Genomic DNA, 17,738 nt, shown 5'->3' on the forward strand with positions numbered 1-17,738 from the left:
TTAATACTTTCGTTATCGCCGCAGTCAATGTCGTTTTGCCGTGATCTACATGCCCTATCGTACCTATGTTTACATGCGGCTTCGTCCTGTCAAATTTAGCTTTTCCCATTTTTAGTTACCTCCAGATGATTTTTGATTTATTTTTTTGACTTTTAGTATAAGCCCGAAAGCGGGTTTGAACCGCTGACCTCTTCATTACCAATGAAGTGCTCTACCAACTGAGCTATCCGGGCAAATCTCTATTTTGCCGACTTTTTCGTAGACGATTGCCCTTATATTATTATACAAAACTTATATCGCATCCGCCTATGGCGAGACTTTGTATTTTATTTACAGTTTGCTTACATTAAGCGGGAGACGGGAATCGAACCCGCGTGGCCAGCTTGGAAGGCTGGAACACTACCATTGTGCTACTCCCGCAATGTCGCGTCTCGCCTTCGGCTCAAAAGAACTTTTGCAACTAATTTTATTATGTTAATAAATTTAATATGTGGTGGGGGCGGATGGATTTGAACCACCGAAGGACGTAAGTCCGCCAGATTTACAGTCTGGTGCGATAGGCCGCTCTGCCACACCCCCAAACATTATTTACACAAAAAAAAAGACCCTTCTACTTCTTTGGTCCGTTGAATTATACATTAAGTTATTAAGCAAAGTCAAACAAAAAAAACTCCACAAAAACAGGCAAACAAACAAAAGGCCTTTGTGAGAGTTCACGAACTTTTTTCGCAAATTTTGACCATTGATCCGAATTATACCGGCGCAAAAGCATGTTAGGATTTAGCATGCCCACACGACAGCCCGCCTTGGGCGGGAAGTCGCCAGAAGATACGGGAGATTTTTTCCGCCCGCCCTTTGGGCGAGGTCTCGCCCACTCATAAGAGCGAGGCGGCGCAAAAACCTTGCAAATAGAATAACCATTCACTGCAATTTTGTGGTACCCCCTCCTCTACAGATATCCGAGTAGTGGAACACATAAGTGCTCCCCCTATGTTAAAACTGCCTCCGTCTCTTTCGCCTCGATTCTTCCCTTCGGGTTCAACACCGCACAAACCTATTGTGAAATACGGGTTAAAATATAAGAAAAAGCATGACAAATATATTTGCCATGCTTTTTTTATTTGTATCTTATTAACTTTATCTTTTATTTGCCGGCCGGCTAAACCGGGCAGGGAAATCGCGCAAGTTTCTTCTTTGTGGGGCACGAGGAGTACCATAACCACCGCCGGCGCCACGAAAAGGGCGACTTGAGTGCGTATGTGATGTTGACGAACGCGCGACAGATGCATGCTCTTTTATCGTAAGGCGTTTTTTTATCATCTCTTCAATACTGTAAATATCTCGGCGTTGGTCTGGCGTGGCAAATGAAATTGCTTTTCCCACCTTACCTGCCCTACCTGTGCGGCCAATACGGTGCGTGTAGTTTTCTATATCATCTGGCAGGTCGTAATTTACAACAAGCGAGATATTTTTAACATCAATGCCTCTTGCAGCAATATCGGTGGCAATTAACACACGGCAACGACCAGTTTTAAAGCTTTCAAGTGCCCTGCGCCTTTGCGATAAATTTAAGTCAGAATGTATTTCTGCGGCAGTATGACCCATGGCTGTTACAGCCACGGCAAGCTTTGATGCCCCGTGCTTTGTACGCGAAAAAACCAAAACAGGGCCCGCATGCTCTGCTAAAATTGTGCGGAGCAAATCGCGCTTTGATTCCTGATGAACAAGATAAACTTCTTGCTCAATTTGCTCAACCGTTGTACCCGACACAGCAACTTCAATACGCACTGGAGTACGCATATAAGAAGTTGCTATTTTTACAATATTTTCAGGCATAGTGGCAGAAAAAAGCATTGTCTGCTTCTCTTTTGCCACAAAATGCAGTATTTGTTTTATTTGCGGTTCAAAACCCATGTCAAGCATTCTGTCGCCTTCATCTAAAACAACAATATTAAACTGATCTAACTTCACCGAGCGATGCTGCAGATGGTCATAAAGACGGCCTGGCGTTGCAATTATAACATGTGGTTTCTTTGAAATTTCCTGTTTCTGCGTATACATTGACGCTCCACCAATTATAACAGCTGCCCTAAGACCCAAAAATCTTCCAATTGGGCGCAACGCCTCTTCAACCTGAATAGCGAGCTCTCTAGTTGGAACAACCACAAGTCCGCGGCAACCCTTCTCTACAATTTTTTGCAACATTGGTATTCCAAAAGCCAATGTTTTACCAGTTCCTGTTTGGGCTATACCCATAAGGTCATGACCTTGAGTGGCTACAGGTATTGCCTTAAGCTGAATTGGGGTTGGTACAGTAAATTTAAGTTTACCTAAAATTTCAAGAATTTTTGGTGAAATTCCAAGCCCCGCAAAACTGCGTTGTTCTTTATTGATGATTGTATTTGGCATATTTATAACTCCCCTAATGTTTAAAAGTGCAACGCAACGATACACTTTTGCTTATTTATAGCATATTTGGAATTGTATGGGAAATTTGAGATAAAATCGCAGGCAAGCTAAGAAACTACCATAGACAATCTTTTCGGCGAGTTTTTAGCAACTGACAAGATTTGAAAATAAAATCTGAAAATAGAAAATTGAAAGTTGACTGAATCAAAAATCTTTTCTTGTCTACTTTCGACTCTTGATTTTCGATTCTCTGTTTTTTGCAAAGCAAAAACGGAGAGGGAGGGATTTGAACCCTCGGTACGAGTTTACACCCGTACACCGGTTTAGCAAACCAGCGCACTAAGCCACTATGCGACCTCTCCACCTACGCCAAGGCTTCGGTGGACACGGTCCACCTTTCCATGGCACTATATTCATATCAAAACACTAATTTAATTTCTTTATTGCCTTAACTTGCCTATTAAAATTACAGGGCGCATTTTATCATTATTTAGTTTTTCTGGCAAATTTGCTTGCAGTTTCTATATATTGCTTATTTTAAAACTCAGGCCACGCAAGATACTAAACTAAAAAGTTTACTGTTTGATAGCTTTTATTGCCTGCTCAATTGTGTCAACAGGAATTACTTTTAACTTTCCGCTATAAGAAAGGTTTTTCATATTGCTTTGTGGTATTATAGCGCGTAAAAAACCAAGCTTTTCTGCCTCAATAAGGCGCGCAGGAATATGCCCGACAGAACGCACTTCGCCGCCAAGACCAACCTCACCAATTAGCACACTCGTTGCATCGGGTATAAAACCGTTATACGCAGAAGCAATAGAACAGGCAATACCTAAGTCGGCGCCTGTTTCTTTTATTTTTATACCGCCTGCCACATTTACAAAAACATCGCTGGCTTCAAGGCGCAGGCCGGCGCGTTTTTCAAGTACCGCTATAATTAGTGTAAGGCGGTTTGCGTCATAACCGGTTACCATTCTTTTTGGAAAGCCAAAATTACTGCGAGCCACAAGTGCTTGAATTTCCAGCATCAGAGGCCTTGTTCCTTCCATAGTCGGCACTACAACATTACCTGGCACTTGGCTATGGCGTTCGCCCAAAAACATTAACGATGGGTTTTTAACTTCCATAAGCCCGTTGCCTGTCATTTCAAACACGCCTATCTCGCTTGTCGGGCCAAAGCGGTTTTTATATGAACGCAAAATTCTATAAATTTGTTGGCGTTCGGTTTCAAAGTAAAGCACGGTATCTACTATATGCTCAAGCACCCTTGGGCCTGCCAAGTCACCCTCTTTTGTTACATGCCCTAAAAGAAAAAAAGTTATATTTTTTGACTTTGCCGCACGCAAAAACTCGGCGGTGCACTCGCGAATTTGGCCCACAGAACCAGGGGCGCCTGTCATATCATTTCTGAAAGTTGTTTGAATTGAGTCAATTACAACAATTTCGGGCAGGTTTTTTTTAAGTGCATCAATTATATTTTCTAAGTTTGTTTCAGAAACAAGCAATAAGTTTGACGATTTTATACCAAGGCGATCGGCACGGTTTTTTACCTGTGCAAGCGACTCTTCGCCGGAAACATAAAGCACTTTTGCACTTTTTGACAGTGCACCGCATGCCTGCAACATAAGTGTTGACTTGCCAATACCCGGAGGCCCGCCAAGTAAAATGAGTGAGCCCTTAACCACACCGCCGCCAAGAATTCTGTCAAACTCAGCTATATCACTTGGCGTGCGTATAAAATTTTCGGACGACACTTTATCTAATGCTACAACTTTTGACGAAAAATCTGTAAGCGCGCCACGGCGGCCGACAGATGCAAGTGGAGGCACTTCTTTTTCTTCAACGAATGTGTTCCACTCACCACAATCACTACATTTGCCAAGCCACTTTGATGAGGCGTAACCGCAACTTTGACAGCGAAAAATTGTTTTTATTTTTGAAGTTTTCATTGTTTGTTTTTCCTAAACAATTGTTTTAACTACAATACGATTAAAACATGGATATTAATTTTTTGAATATAAATTGTTTCCTATGTGTCATACCGAACAAAAGTGAGGTATCTTATTGTTTCATTTTTTGAGTTTAACTTTAAATTAAGATCTCTCCTCTCTACGATTGTCGAGATGACACAAATGGAAGATGATTGCATATATGTAAGATAATATTTACACGAACAGCCGTGAACTATTTTAAATAGCGAATTGTATTTACATTTTCAAGCGTTACTAAACCGTCCTGCAACACTCCATCTAAAACTTGTAAGAAACTATTTATTTTTTCTTCACTATCTATTATTTCAATTATTATTGGCAGGTTTTCAGATAGTTCAAGCAGTTTTGCCGTGTGTATATGGCTTTTTACCCCAAAACCAATAAAACCTTTTATCGCGCTTGCCCCTGTCATACCATGTTTTTTCGCAAGCAGAATAATTTCTTCGTACAGAGGTTTGGAGTTATGCTTATCTTTTTCACTTATAAAAATTCTTAAAAGCTTCTCTGTGCTTTGTGTTTTCATAATTTTCCTTGTATTTTAAATTTTATGAATATGATGCTTTTAATTAAATTACTTCGCCCAGCAACACACCCAAGCGGAATAAAATAAACCCGGCAATAACGCTTACGAGCACATTTACAAACGCACGCATAACTTCCCCGTCGCGTATCAAACCGTTTGTTTCAAAAATAAATGTGGAAAATGTTGTAAATGCGCCGCAGAAGCCAATCATTAGAAATGTGCGAACACCTGAACCCAAAACAAATTTCTGTTCGGCAATTGTGGAAAGAAAACCGATTATAAAACAACCAAGAAGGTTTACAACTATTGTACCGTAAGGGAATGATGTGCCAAAACCTTTATAAACAACTCCGGCAAGCGTATACCTCGCAAGTGTGCCAATCGCGCCACCAATAATTAGTTCTATAAAAGTTACCATAGCGGGATTTTACATCAATTAGATAACACACGCAACCACACCTAAGTAAATATATATTTTTACTAATATTATTCGAAACCCCCTTTGGCTGACAATGAACGAGCGTTTTTTTGGAGCTTTCGGTGAGGACTGTCTGAGCCCACCACAAAGTGGCGAGGCGAGTTCCGCAGCCACCAAAAAAATACGAGTGAATAGCCACCGGGGGTGCATTTCTTTTGGTTACTTTTCTTTGGGCATACAAAGAAAAGTGATACAGGGGTGTCAGCCCGAGGCTAGACCTCACCAAGGGTGGGCAGGGGCAGAATAGCCCCGCAATTTAAAACCATATAAGTAATTATTTATCTTAACAGGTAAGTTATTCGTATCTTAAAGCGTCTATCGGGCTTAATGCCGCCGCCTTTTTGGCAGGCCATGTTCCAAAAACAACACCAACTACCGCGGAGAAAATAAACGCTAACACTATTGAACTTAGCGATACTTTTGTTGTCCAGCCGGCAAAAACAGATAGGGCTTTGGCAATACCAGAGCCAAGTAAAATTCCTATTACTCCGCCTATTATACAAACCACAACAGCCTCCAGCATAAACTGCAGCAATATGTCGCGCTCGTTTGCTCCTATGGCTTTTCTTAAACCAATTTCTTTTGTGCGTTCGGTAACAGAAACGAGCATTATGTTCATTATGCCAATGCCGCCAACAAGCAAGCTGACAAATGCCACAGAACCAAGGAGCGTTGAAAAAATATTCATTGTGGCATTAACTGTTTTTTGTATATCTGCCATATTTCTTATATCAAAAGCATCTTCCCCATTTGTTGGCAAGCGGTGAAGGCGCACAAGCAACGCGCTTATCTGGGTGCTTGCCTCATCCATTTCTTCTTGCGAAGAAATCTGCGCTTCTATGCTGTCAATATTTTCAGTACCAAAAAGCCGCTTCATTGATGTGTTTACCGGCACTACTATTTTATCATCTTCATCGCGAAAACCACTTGAGCCCTTTGTGGGCAAAATACCTATTACCTGAAAATCGGTGCGGTTTATTTTTATAAACTCACCAATTGGGTTTTCGCCATTAAAAAGGGCTTTTGCGACAGTTTGCCCTAAAATTGCCACGCGTGCCCTTTGAGTATTTTCAATTTCGCTAAAAAATCTGCCGCTTGATGGCGAAGCGCTTTTAACACTCTCGTAATCGGGGGTTACGCCTTCAACCCTTGTGTTTGCATTTTTACTTCCATAAACTGCCTGAACCCTGCCATTAGCATAAGGAACAATCTTGCTAACTGAAGGTATTGAACTTTTTATGGCAATTGCATCTTCAACCGTAAGCCGTGTAGATGCACCTGCCTCATAATTTACGCCTCCCCTGCTGTGCGATGCAGAATGAATCATAAGAAGGTTTGAGCCAAGGCTCATCATCTGTTTTTTTGTCGCCTCTTTGGCTCCGGTGCCAAGCGCAAGCATTGCAATTAACCCAGTAACACCTATTAAAATGCCAAGCATAGATAACATAGTGCGGGTTTTATTTGAATAAAGTGCCCGAGTGGCTTGTGTAAAATACTCTTTTACCCGGTATGTTTTAAGAAGTTTGTGCTTTTGAGTATTTTTTGAGTCAGTTGGTGTTATTGTTTTATATTCGGTATCTGCGACTGTATCTGGCTTTGTATCTGAAATTATTAAACCGTCTTGAAGGCGAATAACTCGTGTGGCGGCGGCGGCAAGGTCAGGTTCATGCGTTACCATTACAATAGTTATACCGGATTTATTTAACTCTTTTAAGATGTTTATTATTTCAGAAGCCGACTTTGTGTCAAGGTTACCAGTTGGCTCATCGGCGAGTATTAACTCCGGGTTATTTACAAGCGCCCTTGCTATTGCCACCCTTTGCTGTTGTCCACCTGACATTTCTTTTGGCTTATGCCACAATCTTGAGCCAAGCCCCACTTTTTCTAAAAGCTTTTTGGCAACACTATCGTCTTTTTTTTCGCCGTCAGAATAAATTAATGGCAACATAACATTTTCAACAGCGCTTAGGCGAGCTAAAAGATTGAAACTTTGAAATATAAAACCAAAAAACTTATTTCTTAAGACAGCCAGCTGGCTGTCTTGCGCTTTAGATATTTCTTTACCTAAAAGCACATAAGAACCGCTTGTAGGCCTGTCTAAAATACCAATAATGTGTAAAAGTGTTGACTTACCTGAGCCAGACGCACCCATAATAGCAACAAATTCCCCCTTTGAAATTGACAGGGAAACACCATCAAGAGCGCGTACTTGAGTATCGCCCATTTTGTAAATTTTTTTAAGATTTTTAATTTCTATTATGCTCATTGTTTTTACTTGCCAAAAATACTGCCGATGCCGCCTCTCATTTGGTTTTTTTTGCTGCCTTTTGCACCTTGAGTACTTTTTACAAAAACCTTTTGGCCTTCTTGCAACCCTTCAATTATCTCAACATTTTTGTCATCTGATATGCCCACTTTTACGCGTTGTTTATAGCTTTTATTATCACCTGAACCAACCGCCAAAACAAACTTTTCACTGCCCTTTGTTATAACTGCTTCAGACGGCAACAATAGCGCGGCATCATTTTTATCGGAAACAAGTTCCACCGTGGCGCTCATACCCGAACGGAAAGTTTGCGGTACAATAACTGGTTTTATTTTTACACCATAAACGGTTACATTGTTTATAACAGTTGCCTCATAGTCAATGTGTTCTACTACACCCGGGAACTCTTTATCGGGCATAGAGTCAAGAGTTATGCTAACTTTTGCCGCAAGTTTCACATAACGCAAATCAGTTTCATCTACATTTGCCTGCACTATAAGTTGGTCTGCCAACACCAGCACCGACTCACTTGAGGTAACACTTTGGCCAGGCTCTTTTTGCCTGGCTATAACAAAACCATCAAGCGGAGAAACTATTGGGGTTGGCTTATAAATATCTTCCCACTCTTTTAATGCTTCGGTACCATTTAAGCGCACTGTGTCTAAAAGCGCGGCACGGTCTGAACTGCTCATCCAGGCAAGCACCTGGCCTTTTGATACTTTCTGGCCCTCAACAACCAATATTTCATCTAACCGGCCGCTTATTTGTGGTTTTAGTTCCAATCTATTTCTAGGGCTTACAGAACCATTTATGCGAACCTCCGACGAAATAGGCCCTACGACAACTTCAATAATCTCTTGAGCGTTCTCTTTGTCCTTTGGCTTTAAAAACAAAAATAAAGTAAATACCAGCGCTAATGATACAAGAGCAATTAAAGCTATTCTGATTTTTTTCACTTTCTACTCTCCTAATATATTTATCCAGCGCCCTTGCGCAATTGCGGCTTGTGTTTTTGAGCTAAGCAGCGTCTTTTGCGCAGTTATAAAATCGTTTTCAACTGTGTACCAGTCCTGATAAGTTGCCAAGCCGTTAATATACTTTGCAGTTATAATTTTTGATTGCTCTTGCGATGCCTCTAAATACTTTTGGCGCACAAGCAACTCTTCTTGCGCGGCTTGGTAAGTTTCTTTTGCTGAAAGCAGGTTTGTAAGCTTTTCCTGCTCTACTTTACGCAAATTTTCTTGGGCAATTTTAATATCTTTTGCCACTATATAAATATCATTTATACTGGAACCGCCGCTAAAAAACTCATACGAGATATTTAACGAAGAACTCAACTTGCCATTTTCTGGAGGCCAAATTGAATCACTTTTTGAGTAACCACTCTGCAGAGTTAACTTTGGCAAAAACTTGCTTTTGTAATATATTTCCTGCTCTTTTGTTTTTTTGTATTCAAATTGTGCATTTATATACTCAGGTGTTTGGTGTGCCAAATCAAGAAGATTATCTTGTAATTTTATATCTTTATTAAGCAAAAACTCGCCTTGTACATCAACCATACTGTCAAATTTTTCTACCGGCATACCCAACACCGCATAAAGCTCTGCTGTTACAACATTAATTTGCCTTAACGCTTGGGCGGCATCTATTTGTGCTTTTAACTTATCGGCCTCAACACGCAGCAAAGAACCCTTATCTTCTGTTCCGGCAGAGTACTTAATTTTTACAATTTCATAGTTTTTATCTCTTCGTTCTTTAATACTTTGTGCTAACTTATTATTCTTCGAAGCTGCCAGCAAATTTACAAATGCCTCGCGCAAAGAATACAAAACATCTGACACGCTTCTTTTTTGATTTTGTTGAGCCAAAAGTAAATTCACTTTGCCAATTCTTAATTGTGCAAGGTCACCAAATCCATTAAACAGCGACAATTGGCCTGATAGGCCCCAGCTGTACGAATCTGACACAGGAGAATTGTCAGGTTGGCTTTTGCCTGCCGAGGCAGACGCGGAAAGCGACGGCAAAAAAGATGAATATGTTTTATTATATTCAAGAGCGGCTTTGTTAACTGTTTGCTCAGCCGATATAAGCGATGGGTTTTGCGCCTTTGCCAAATTTACGGCCGCATCCCAGCTTAACGGCTCAGATGCAAAACAAACATTTGATAAGAACAAAACACAAATTAAAACTGCTGAAATTTTTTTCAATTAATCCCCACTTAAGAACTATGTTAATTCAAAAACATATAGCAGCTATCCCACATTACAACCACCAAAAAACAACCCGTTTACCTATTATTTTCGGTTAATGGGGGGATATACTTTTTGATTCATCTTTTTTGCTATCGTCCATATTGTTCTTCATATCTTTGTGATCTTTGCCATCGTCCATACCTTGTTCTTGCATAGGTGGTGGCGGCATATCTTCCATTGCTTCATCTTTTCCATCCTCATCCATCTTGCCTTTCATTTTTTTAAATTCTTTTTTCATTTTTTCGCACATCTTGCCAAATTGATCAGGTGTAAGTGTCTTTTTTACATCTAAAATTCCTTGTGTTCTTGAATCTATCTTTTTTGCTTCAATACTCTTTAAATCACCTGTAAGTTTTTCTACCGCTACCATATCGGTGTTTGATTTATCCAACTCAATGCGTAATGCCTCTTGAGCTTCTTTCATTGACTTATTCAACTGCTTCATCTGCTCCATTTGTGTTTTACGGTGTGCTTTCATCTGCTCTGACTGTGCTGGTGTTAAATTTAAATCTTTTACCATTTTATCATGCATGGTTTGCTTGTGGTCTTTAAAATTACCTTTAACTGAACTTTCGCCATATTTGCCTTTGGCTTCACTTGAAAACCCAAATGATGGAACAGACATCAATACCGCAGCCATTAAAGCTACAACAACTAAACCTTTTACTTTCATGAACATTCTCCTTTTGATTTTTCATTTTCCCACCCAAGGGGGTTAAACTCAGGATGACCCTTTTCTTGCAACCTTAGACAACCGCTACAATAAATAAGTTTCTACCGCTGTTCCAAAGTTTAAACTCTCAGAGGTATTTGCTTGTAAACTTTCTCCGTAAATAGTTTCAGTTAGATAATTAATATGCTCGTCAGAAATGTTTTCTACTTTTTTATTTGGTGTGTACATTAAAATCAAAGCAATCATAAACAAACCACACATTGAGGCAACACCTCTCCAGCCGCGCAAGAAACTAAAAACAGAAAACACGCTATGCCGCTTAGAACTTTCAACATATACCGCACTGCGAACCTTTGCCTGCAAATAAGATGGCACTTGCACGCGCGCTTGCACCCTCAATGGGTTAATAACATTTGAAAACAACTTCTCCTTATACGCATTACACTGCGCACAAGCTAAGAGATGTTCGTTTAAATCAGCTGAATCATTTGCCTTGATGCACCCATCCGCATAATCGGTTAGTAGAAGTTCTTTAATTTTTTTACAATTCATTTTATTCCTCCAAAGCGCTGTTTGCAACCATTAGCGCCTCTCTTGCGCGCCTTATGCGCGTGCGAACAGTGTTTATATTTACGCCAACAGCCTTTGATATTTCTTCATAACTAAGGCCTTCCAGCTCCCGCAAAACTATGCACACCTTTTGCTCTTGCGGTAAACTTTTTAATAATTTATTTACCTTTTGGCTGGCAAAACTTTTATTTATTTCGTCATCGGGTGTATCTCTATACTCTACAACACTTTGAGCAATTGTATCGTCTAACTCTACTTCTTTTTTTCTCCCGCGCGATTTTTTTTTCAAATAATTAAGCGTGGTGTTTACAGTTACTCTGTAAAGCCAGGTTTTTATGGAAGATAAACCGCTAAATGTATGCACTTTTTTAAGTACCGTTATAAAAACCTCTTGCGTAAGCTCTTCGGCATCGGTTGCGTTTGCGGCAATCCTAAGGGCAACATTGTAAACAAAGCCGGCAAACTCCTTATAAAGCTCATCAAAAGATAATGGCTGTTTTTGTGATGTGTTTGATAGTTCGTTACTCAAAAGCATCTCCATGGTGACCATTTAGACATAAACGCATTTAAAAAAGTTTCACATTCTATTATTAAACCCGCATTTTGCAATAGATTTACACGGTGTTGGATACGAAGGGAAGAACCGAGGTGAAAAACTTTGCTACTTATTTTCTTAAAGGTAAACATGCACCGTATTTTCTTTAAGGTTAAGCATTTGTTCAAAAACTTTTTTATTTATAAGCGCGCCGCCTGCACGGTATGAGTTTTGCGTATAACCGGCTATTGGAACTTCTTTGGCATTTATGGTTATTTTATAAGGTGAAGTGGTTTTTTTTGTTATGTGATATTTATAAGTAACACCCTTGCCATTTTGGCACATATAAAACTCAAAACCATTAAGCTTTTTAGGCATTACCGGGTCAATTAAAATATTTTCATACGAACTGCGAATACCTATAAAGTTTGATATAAGCTGGTTTAAATAAATTCCGGGCCCGCTTGAATAAATACGCCAGCCGCCTTTAATACCAACTTTTAGTTTTTTAATATCGTCAAACTTTTTAACAGCTTCATATCTGTCTGCAAATGCCGCATCGGAGCTTGAAAAATACGCGTTGTTCTGCCGCGGCAAAGATGTTTTAAAAACTTTTTGCAATGTAATTGGGCAAATTGTAAGCAGTCCTGTATATGCCTCATCGGCTTTGCCAAGTGCACACATTGCTTCAATATAGCGAATGTGGGCGTGAACATACTGCATACCTATTTCGCGGCCAAAGTTTGATGCGCTTTCGGCGCGTTTAAAGTAAACCTCAACACCGCCTTTATAAGGTATTGGCCTATTAACAAGCCGCACACCGTCGGGAAATAAAAGATGTTTTTTTACAATTTCGTGGTGAGCTTTTGCCTGAGCAGGGGTGAACATATTGCTTGTCATTCCCCTTGTCATTGGCAACAAACGGTAATGCACACCGGTTTTATTATCTTTTGGGTGAAGCATATACTGCGGAGTTTTACCTTTAAAGAAAACAAGCCCTGCCACAACTCCGTCTTTAACCAAATACTTATTAAAATCAGTTTTAATTTTTGCGCAAAAATTATTCAGCTCATTGGCAAGTTTTGCATTAGCTATTTTTCTGTTCACTTTTTCATAACGCAAAAGTGTTTGATAACAAAGCTCAACCGTCCAACTGCTAACCATGTGCTCGCGCATATCTGCTTCGGCCGGCTGGAGTGTATCTTCCCAATCGCCATGGCCGTAATGATATAAAGCGGTGCCATTTACACAACCTGCTTTTATTACCGCAATTTCCCGCGCAATATGCTCGGTAATAGTTTCTACTTTAGAAATTGGCGCACAAGTTTTATCATCAACAAAGCAAACCTTTTCATTTAAAATTGAAAAGTCATTTGTAGCTTCAATATACTCGCACAAAGCTTTCAGCGGCCACATAATAATATCGCCGTGGCTGTCGCATGAGCGAATTTTACCGTATCGGTCATACATAAACCACTGCGGCCAATCGCCGCTTTTAATAAACTGGTTTTCAAAAACCATTTTTATTGTTTCGCGTTGTTCTTTGTAGTTTTGTGTTGCACATAAAAACTCGGTGGGGCCTTGGCAAACATCACGCAAACCCCATGCCGCACCGCTGTATTGCTCCAACCCGTGTGGGCTTGTAAAATGTATCATTGCATTGTGAACATACCAGGGAATTATGTCGTTAAGTTTTGAAACTCCTTCGTCTTTGTGCTTAAGCGTTATACCTTTTTGTAAATTACTCCAGAAAACGTCTGCCGATTTTTTTGCAGCTTCATAATTCTCAATTGATGAGGAATAATTTTTAACAAGTAAGTCGGCTTTCTTTGCCGATTGCACATTACCGGTAATTGTAATTGAAAAATTTTTAACTGATTTTGTGCTAAACGCAACAAACGCGCCATTGCGCCTAACACCGTCTGAATAAAGCAGCTCATCACCGCCAACATTAGCAACTGCCTTTTTATCTTTTGAAACAATAAAAAACTTCGTTTGAGGGTAATATTCATACAACAACCCAGATTTTGCAGGCACACATTCAACGCAGACGCCCTCTTTATTTATAACTATGCTACCGCTATGTTCAAGGTCGTTGTTGCCAAGCACCACTCCGTGCGTAACAAGGAATTCTTTTGCCACGCTGGATTCAATTTCAAGAAAGCACGCCGGGTTATCAATTGATGCCCATGCTTTTACAATTATTGTTTCGCCTTTAGCATTTTTGTAAATCCAGCGTGAATTATTCAGCCCAACTTCAAAAAGCGAAGGCACGCCAAGCAGTTCGTAACACTCATTAGTTTTTACAAAAACCCTCTGACCGCACGAACGGTGCAGGTTTAATGCGTTGCGCTGGAAAGAGAGAACCTTATTAAAATTGGTGTTGCCAATCATTACATGCGAGTTAAATACACCGTACATCCACGAAGTTGTTGCAAGTGTATCGTCACTTGGCATAATACTGCTGCCAGAACGCATAATGTGCCCATGGGGCCGCTCGGTAACAAGTTCTTTTGATTTAAGCACAACATGCGTATTATTATCGCAGAAAAATGACTGACCTTTTTCTTCGTGGCGGTGCTTTGAACCAACATATTTTGTAATTTCAGCTGGTGTAAGGTTTACTGATTTAAATAATGGTGAGGTTGAAAAAACAGATGCAGAACCTGAAATTTCTTTTAACGCAACAACTTTACTTCTAATTATTTTTTTATAAAGTGCTTGTGCTTTTAAGGCAAATGAAAGGTCTTTTATGTTATTTGCTTTTGCGTGATTGTCCTGATACACGGTGAAAAAAACTTGCTTGAGTGATTTGCCCGGGGCAAGTGTTATTTTTTTACTTTGAAGTGTTGGCAATGCAAATTCATACTGCATTCTTTGGTTTGGAAGTTTTTCTTTGGTGAGTGCTACTGGCACACCTGTTTCTTTATATGAAAGTCCGAAAAATTGAAAACCATCGGTAAGGTAACCGACCGCACCATTAAGGCAACCATTTAACACCCATGGAAAACCCTTATCCTGCTTTTGCCCCTGACGGCTTGCCATAACAAAACCAAATTTTGGGTGTTTAAGAGGTTCGTGGTCAATATATTGGCTTGTGTATGATTCGTTACTACGCACCATACCAAAAGAACCGAGACCAAGGTCTTGTGCAAAAACCACATCAACTGTTAATGCTTTTGAGCTGGTATTTTTTACATCAACTGTCCAAAACCATAAATCATCATTTTCGGCTAAATTAAGTTTGCAAGAATATTGCAGGCCAAAGCTTTCGCCTTGCCAGAGGGCACTTTTGCTTTTTTCAGATACAGAAAATTTGGAGTTAGAAAGAGGGCCGGTTAACGGGACATAACTTATTTTACTGCCCAAAACTCTAAGGTAAATATTCCCAAGCGAGCTTTCAAGCGGGCTCGCCATAAGCTGGTTTATTAGTATATTTTCTTTGGTAATTGAAAAAATACTGCCATTTTGCAAAAAAGAAATATTTAAACCATTTTTATTTGTAAGTTGGGCGGCAACAACACCGTTTTTGTCTGTAAAATTAATAACTTCCTTAGCCATATTAGAAAAACCCTCCGAATAGTGTGTAACGATTGGTGCATTTTACTATGTTCAAGACGACATAGTCAATTTGAAAAACCCCGAATCTGCGTAAAATATAAAATCATTTTTTATTCGCATTTATAAGGTAGGATGGACTGACATAGATTTGTTTTATTACATTTTACTTTATTAAGTATTGTGTCCCCGGAATATTATAAACGGATTATTTGCTTCGTGGATTTCAAATTCTTTTGCTTTTGCTTCAATTTTCATCTTTTTTGATCATGGGCAGTTGAATTCGGTTTTAATCTAAGCATAAATGTGGATATTACCATAAAAACACCAACAATAAAATCGATAAAGCTCCAAATTTCACGGTTGAGATGAATAGCAATAAACGGATTGAAAAGCACAGAGAGAAATCCAAAAATCCAAACCCATTTCTCTTTTTGTGCCTCATGCGCTACCCAAGCAACATATGCTGAACTTGCGCACACAACAAATCGTAAGAGTGTAAAAAATCCATAGAGCCAGCCATCAAATAATGCAAGAAATAAGAAAGTAGCACTAATAATCACGGCAATGTTTTTCTTTTTATTTATTTCCATAATTTTTATATCCTAAAAAAATGACCAGAAAATGAAAAATAAGAGAAGAATATAAAACCAATTTTTTTTGAAAAAAGATACTATGTCTTTATTTTTCATTGCTTGAACAAACGAGCTAATCACGAAGAAAGTCATACCGCCCAAAGCTAGTACCTTTATGACCAGCCAAATGCCGCCCCATACACTGCTAAAAGAAACATTAAAACCAAAGAGATAGATAATCCCAAAAATTATCAATGTAATAATTGATAGCGCCAATAAAAATATAAAGAAATAATTAGCAAGAATGATTGCTAAAGGGGTTCCTATAAATAGAGCAACCAATCCCAAAATTATTGATCCTTTTGAAAATAATGAAATTGCCAACCCTATCATTGATAAACCCGCAAAAGCAGTAAACAAAAATTGTAAAATAGTAAATGAAATATAGAGAAATCCACCACCAAGGACTAAACCACCTGTACCTAATCCCTTAAAAACTTTCTTAAGGAAATTTTCTTTTTTTGGTGCTACCGCTTGAAACTCGTTACCTGAAATCAATTCGTTTTCGCTTTTAATATCATCTAAATCATTATCATACTCTTCGCTTTCTAACAAATTATCATCGTTGCTTTCTTCACTAATTGTTTTGATAATCTGATTCTGACCACAATTTTTGCAGAATTTGTCACCTTGCTCTATTTTTTCGCCACAATTATTACAATTCATATAGTCTTCTCCTTTGCAATTAGACTTTATATTCATTTCCATGTTATTATAGCATGTATTCGTATTTCATTATTCCCTAATTCTTTAAGAAGATAAACCCTTGATATACTCCCTCTCTTAAATTTTAAAGAACTATATGAATCCGGATCGAAAATATTAATATAAACAACAAGAAATGTATTGTAAGGATATTTTTTTGCACATTTTTTATCAATCAGTTCTTGCAAGTGATGCAGATTAGCTTGATCATCAAAAGTAAATTGTCTTTCTTCAACATCTTCCATGTATTCTTTTTTAATTCTCCTCTGTTCGAACTTGCCAGTTTTTGGATTTAACTCAACTCCATGTTCCTGAGTTACTTCAATATCAAAAAGCCATTTCTTATCAATCCCGAAGACTTTAAAATCTGGACGGGATTTACCGTTGTTGTCATTATATCTTTCAGCGTACACTATTTTCTTTTCATTTGATTCGTTATATGCCATTGCAAATTTGCCTAAGACCCATTGTTCATTAAAGGCATTGTTACGCTGTATAATAAACTTTTTTGGATCTTGCTGGTTTTTCTTTTCAGCTTCTTGCAATAGTGTTTCTACAGTTTCCATTGTTTCGCCTTTAAGTCTTCCTTCTCTATGAATTCAGGGGACACAATATTTAATTACTATCTTTTTTCTTTGAACCGAGTTCTTTCTGAAATTCCTAAATTTAAATTCTAATACCCAAGTTTTCTTATTTTTTCTTCGCTAAAACCAAAGTAATGCGCAATTTCATGAACAACGGTTATTATTATTTGTTTTTCAATTTCATCTTGATTTGAATAATAACTTTCAAAACTATTTTTATAAAGTTCAATTCTTGTCGGTTCAAGCTGAAAGTTAACAAACCGCCCGTAAGGCACTCCAATAAATACCCCAAATAGCGTGCCGCCTTTGTATATCTCTTTTAACGACAGCGGAACTTCTTCGCGAGGAATAATGGATATCTCATTTTTCTCAAGGATTTCCTTGAACTCTGAGGGAAGGTTCTTTATAGCTTTAGTGATGATGGATTGGAATTCTTTTAGGGTCATATAATTGTCGTCTGCATTTCCATGTTAGTCATCCTTCGCTCTTTGAGCTATTGGGTGTTATGAATATACCAAAGGACAACGCATTTAACAAATAAAACCGTCGCTCAACTATA

16 protein-coding genes and 4 tRNA genes are annotated in these 17,738 nt (G+C 38.8%); all 20 read right to left on the reverse strand.

The window, feature by feature from the left end; translation table 11 throughout:
* Positions 1-109 (reverse strand): GTP-binding protein (locus M0Q46_04625; GenBank protein MCK9582882.1); only part of this gene is annotated, 109 nt, incomplete at its 3' end.
* Between the two features lie 51 nt (positions 110-160).
* Positions 161-233, reverse strand: a tRNA-Thr gene (locus tag M0Q46_04630).
* A 116-nt stretch (positions 234-349) separates the two neighbouring features.
* Positions 350-420 (reverse strand) — tRNA-Gly (locus tag M0Q46_04635).
* A gap of 71 nt (positions 421-491) precedes the next feature.
* Positions 492-579: transfer RNA gene (locus M0Q46_04640), tRNA-Tyr, on the reverse strand.
* Positions 580-1,137: 558 nt separating this feature from the next.
* On the reverse strand, positions 1,138-2,409 hold the full coding sequence (locus M0Q46_04645) for a DEAD/DEAH box helicase (protein MCK9582883.1): 1,272 nt from the start codon (positions 2,407-2,409) through the stop codon (positions 1,138-1,140).
* Between the two features lie 271 nt (positions 2,410-2,680).
* Positions 2,681-2,771: transfer RNA gene (locus M0Q46_04650), tRNA-Ser, on the reverse strand.
* 213 nt (positions 2,772-2,984) lie between these two features.
* Positions 2,985-4,358 (reverse strand): DNA repair protein RadA, encoded by a 1,374-nt coding sequence (gene radA, locus M0Q46_04655; protein ID MCK9582884.1) that lies wholly within the window; start codon positions 4,356-4,358, stop codon positions 2,985-2,987.
* 235 nt (positions 4,359-4,593) lie between these two features.
* Positions 4,594-4,923 carry a DUF190 domain-containing protein gene (locus M0Q46_04660; protein MCK9582885.1) on the reverse strand — a complete coding sequence of 110 codons (330 nt, stop codon included), beginning with the start codon at positions 4,921-4,923 and terminating at the stop codon, positions 4,594-4,596.
* Between the two features lie 43 nt (positions 4,924-4,966).
* Positions 4,967-5,341: a fluoride efflux transporter CrcB gene (crcB, locus tag M0Q46_04665; GenBank protein MCK9582886.1), complete on the reverse strand. Its 375-nt coding sequence runs from the start codon at positions 5,339-5,341 to the stop codon at positions 4,967-4,969.
* A gap of 355 nt (positions 5,342-5,696) precedes the next feature.
* Entirely contained in the window at positions 5,697-7,667 is a 1,971-nt protein-coding gene (locus M0Q46_04670) for an ABC transporter permease (protein ID MCK9582887.1), read from the reverse strand.
* 5 nt (positions 7,668-7,672) lie between these two features.
* Complete coding sequence (locus M0Q46_04675) at positions 7,673-8,623, reverse strand: efflux RND transporter periplasmic adaptor subunit (GenBank protein MCK9582888.1); 951 nt, start codon at positions 8,621-8,623, stop codon at positions 7,673-7,675.
* A gap of 3 nt (positions 8,624-8,626) precedes the next feature.
* Entirely contained in the window at positions 8,627-9,874 is a 1,248-nt protein-coding gene (locus M0Q46_04680; protein ID MCK9582889.1) for a TolC family protein, read from the reverse strand.
* A 97-nt stretch (positions 9,875-9,971) separates the two neighbouring features.
* Positions 9,972-10,592: a periplasmic heavy metal sensor gene (locus M0Q46_04685; GenBank protein MCK9582890.1), complete on the reverse strand. Its 621-nt coding sequence runs from the start codon at positions 10,590-10,592 to the stop codon at positions 9,972-9,974.
* Between the two features lie 84 nt (positions 10,593-10,676).
* Positions 10,677-11,144, reverse strand: coding sequence for a zf-HC2 domain-containing protein (locus M0Q46_04690; GenBank protein MCK9582891.1), 468 nt, complete (start codon positions 11,142-11,144; stop codon positions 10,677-10,679).
* 1 nt (position 11,145) lies between these two features.
* Positions 11,146-11,691 (reverse strand): sigma-70 family RNA polymerase sigma factor, encoded by a 546-nt coding sequence (locus M0Q46_04695; GenBank protein MCK9582892.1) that lies wholly within the window; start codon positions 11,689-11,691, stop codon positions 11,146-11,148.
* A 144-nt stretch (positions 11,692-11,835) separates the two neighbouring features.
* Positions 11,836-15,258, reverse strand: coding sequence for a hypothetical protein (locus M0Q46_04700; protein ID MCK9582893.1), 3,423 nt, complete (start codon positions 15,256-15,258; stop codon positions 11,836-11,838).
* Between the two features lie 251 nt (positions 15,259-15,509).
* Complete coding sequence (locus tag M0Q46_04705; protein ID MCK9582894.1) at positions 15,510-15,848, reverse strand: hypothetical protein; 339 nt, start codon at positions 15,846-15,848, stop codon at positions 15,510-15,512.
* Positions 15,849-15,860: 12 nt separating this feature from the next.
* Positions 15,861-16,556: a zinc ribbon domain-containing protein gene (locus M0Q46_04710; protein ID MCK9582895.1), complete on the reverse strand. Its 696-nt coding sequence runs from the start codon at positions 16,554-16,556 to the stop codon at positions 15,861-15,863.
* 32 nt (positions 16,557-16,588) lie between these two features.
* Positions 16,589-17,161, reverse strand: a complete 573-nt coding sequence (locus M0Q46_04715; protein MCK9582896.1) for a hypothetical protein — start codon at positions 17,159-17,161, stop codon at positions 16,589-16,591.
* Positions 17,162-17,268: 107 nt separating this feature from the next.
* Positions 17,269-17,625, reverse strand: coding sequence for a metallopeptidase family protein (locus tag M0Q46_04720; protein ID MCK9582897.1), 357 nt, complete (start codon positions 17,623-17,625; stop codon positions 17,269-17,271).
* Positions 17,626-17,738 lie beyond the last annotated feature (113 nt).

It is taken from the genome of Endomicrobiales bacterium (genome assembly GCA_023228045.1).
Taxonomy (GTDB): domain Bacteria; phylum Elusimicrobiota; class Endomicrobiia; order Endomicrobiales; family JALOBY01; genus JALOBY01.

Excerpts from the sequence above, each read along its gene's own strand:
- M0Q46_04660 (MCK9582885.1), bottom strand. The coding sequence starts at position 4,923 with ATGAAAACACAAAGCACAGAGAAGCTTTTAAGAATTTTTATAAGTGAA.
- radA (MCK9582884.1), bottom strand. The coding sequence starts at position 4,358 with ATGAAAACTTCAAAAATAAAAACAATTTTTCGCTGTCAAAGTTGCGGT.
- M0Q46_04720 (MCK9582897.1), bottom strand. The coding sequence starts at position 17,625 with ATGACCCTAAAAGAATTCCAATCCATCATCACTAAAGCTATAAAGAAC.
- M0Q46_04705 (MCK9582894.1), bottom strand. The coding sequence starts at position 15,848 with ATGGAAATAAATAAAAAGAAAAACATTGCCGTGATTATTAGTGCTACT.
- M0Q46_04700 (MCK9582893.1), bottom strand. The coding sequence starts at position 15,258 with ATGGCTAAGGAAGTTATTAATTTTACAGACAAAAACGGTGTTGTTGCC.
- M0Q46_04715 (MCK9582896.1), bottom strand. The coding sequence starts at position 17,161 with ATGGAAACTGTAGAAACACTATTGCAAGAAGCTGAAAAGAAAAACCAG.
- M0Q46_04670 (MCK9582887.1), bottom strand. The coding sequence starts at position 7,667 with ATGAGCATAATAGAAATTAAAAATCTTAAAAAAATTTACAAAATGGGC.
- M0Q46_04710 (MCK9582895.1), bottom strand. The coding sequence starts at position 16,556 with ATGAATTGTAATAATTGTGGCGAAAAAATAGAGCAAGGTGACAAATTC.
- M0Q46_04685 (MCK9582890.1), bottom strand. The coding sequence starts at position 10,592 with ATGAAAGTAAAAGGTTTAGTTGTTGTAGCTTTAATGGCTGCGGTATTG.
- M0Q46_04690 (MCK9582891.1), bottom strand. The coding sequence starts at position 11,144 with ATGAATTGTAAAAAAATTAAAGAACTTCTACTAACCGATTATGCGGAT.
- crcB (MCK9582886.1), bottom strand. The coding sequence starts at position 5,341 with ATGGTAACTTTTATAGAACTAATTATTGGTGGCGCGATTGGCACACTT.
- M0Q46_04645 (MCK9582883.1), bottom strand. The coding sequence starts at position 2,409 with ATGCCAAATACAATCATCAATAAAGAACAACGCAGTTTTGCGGGGCTT.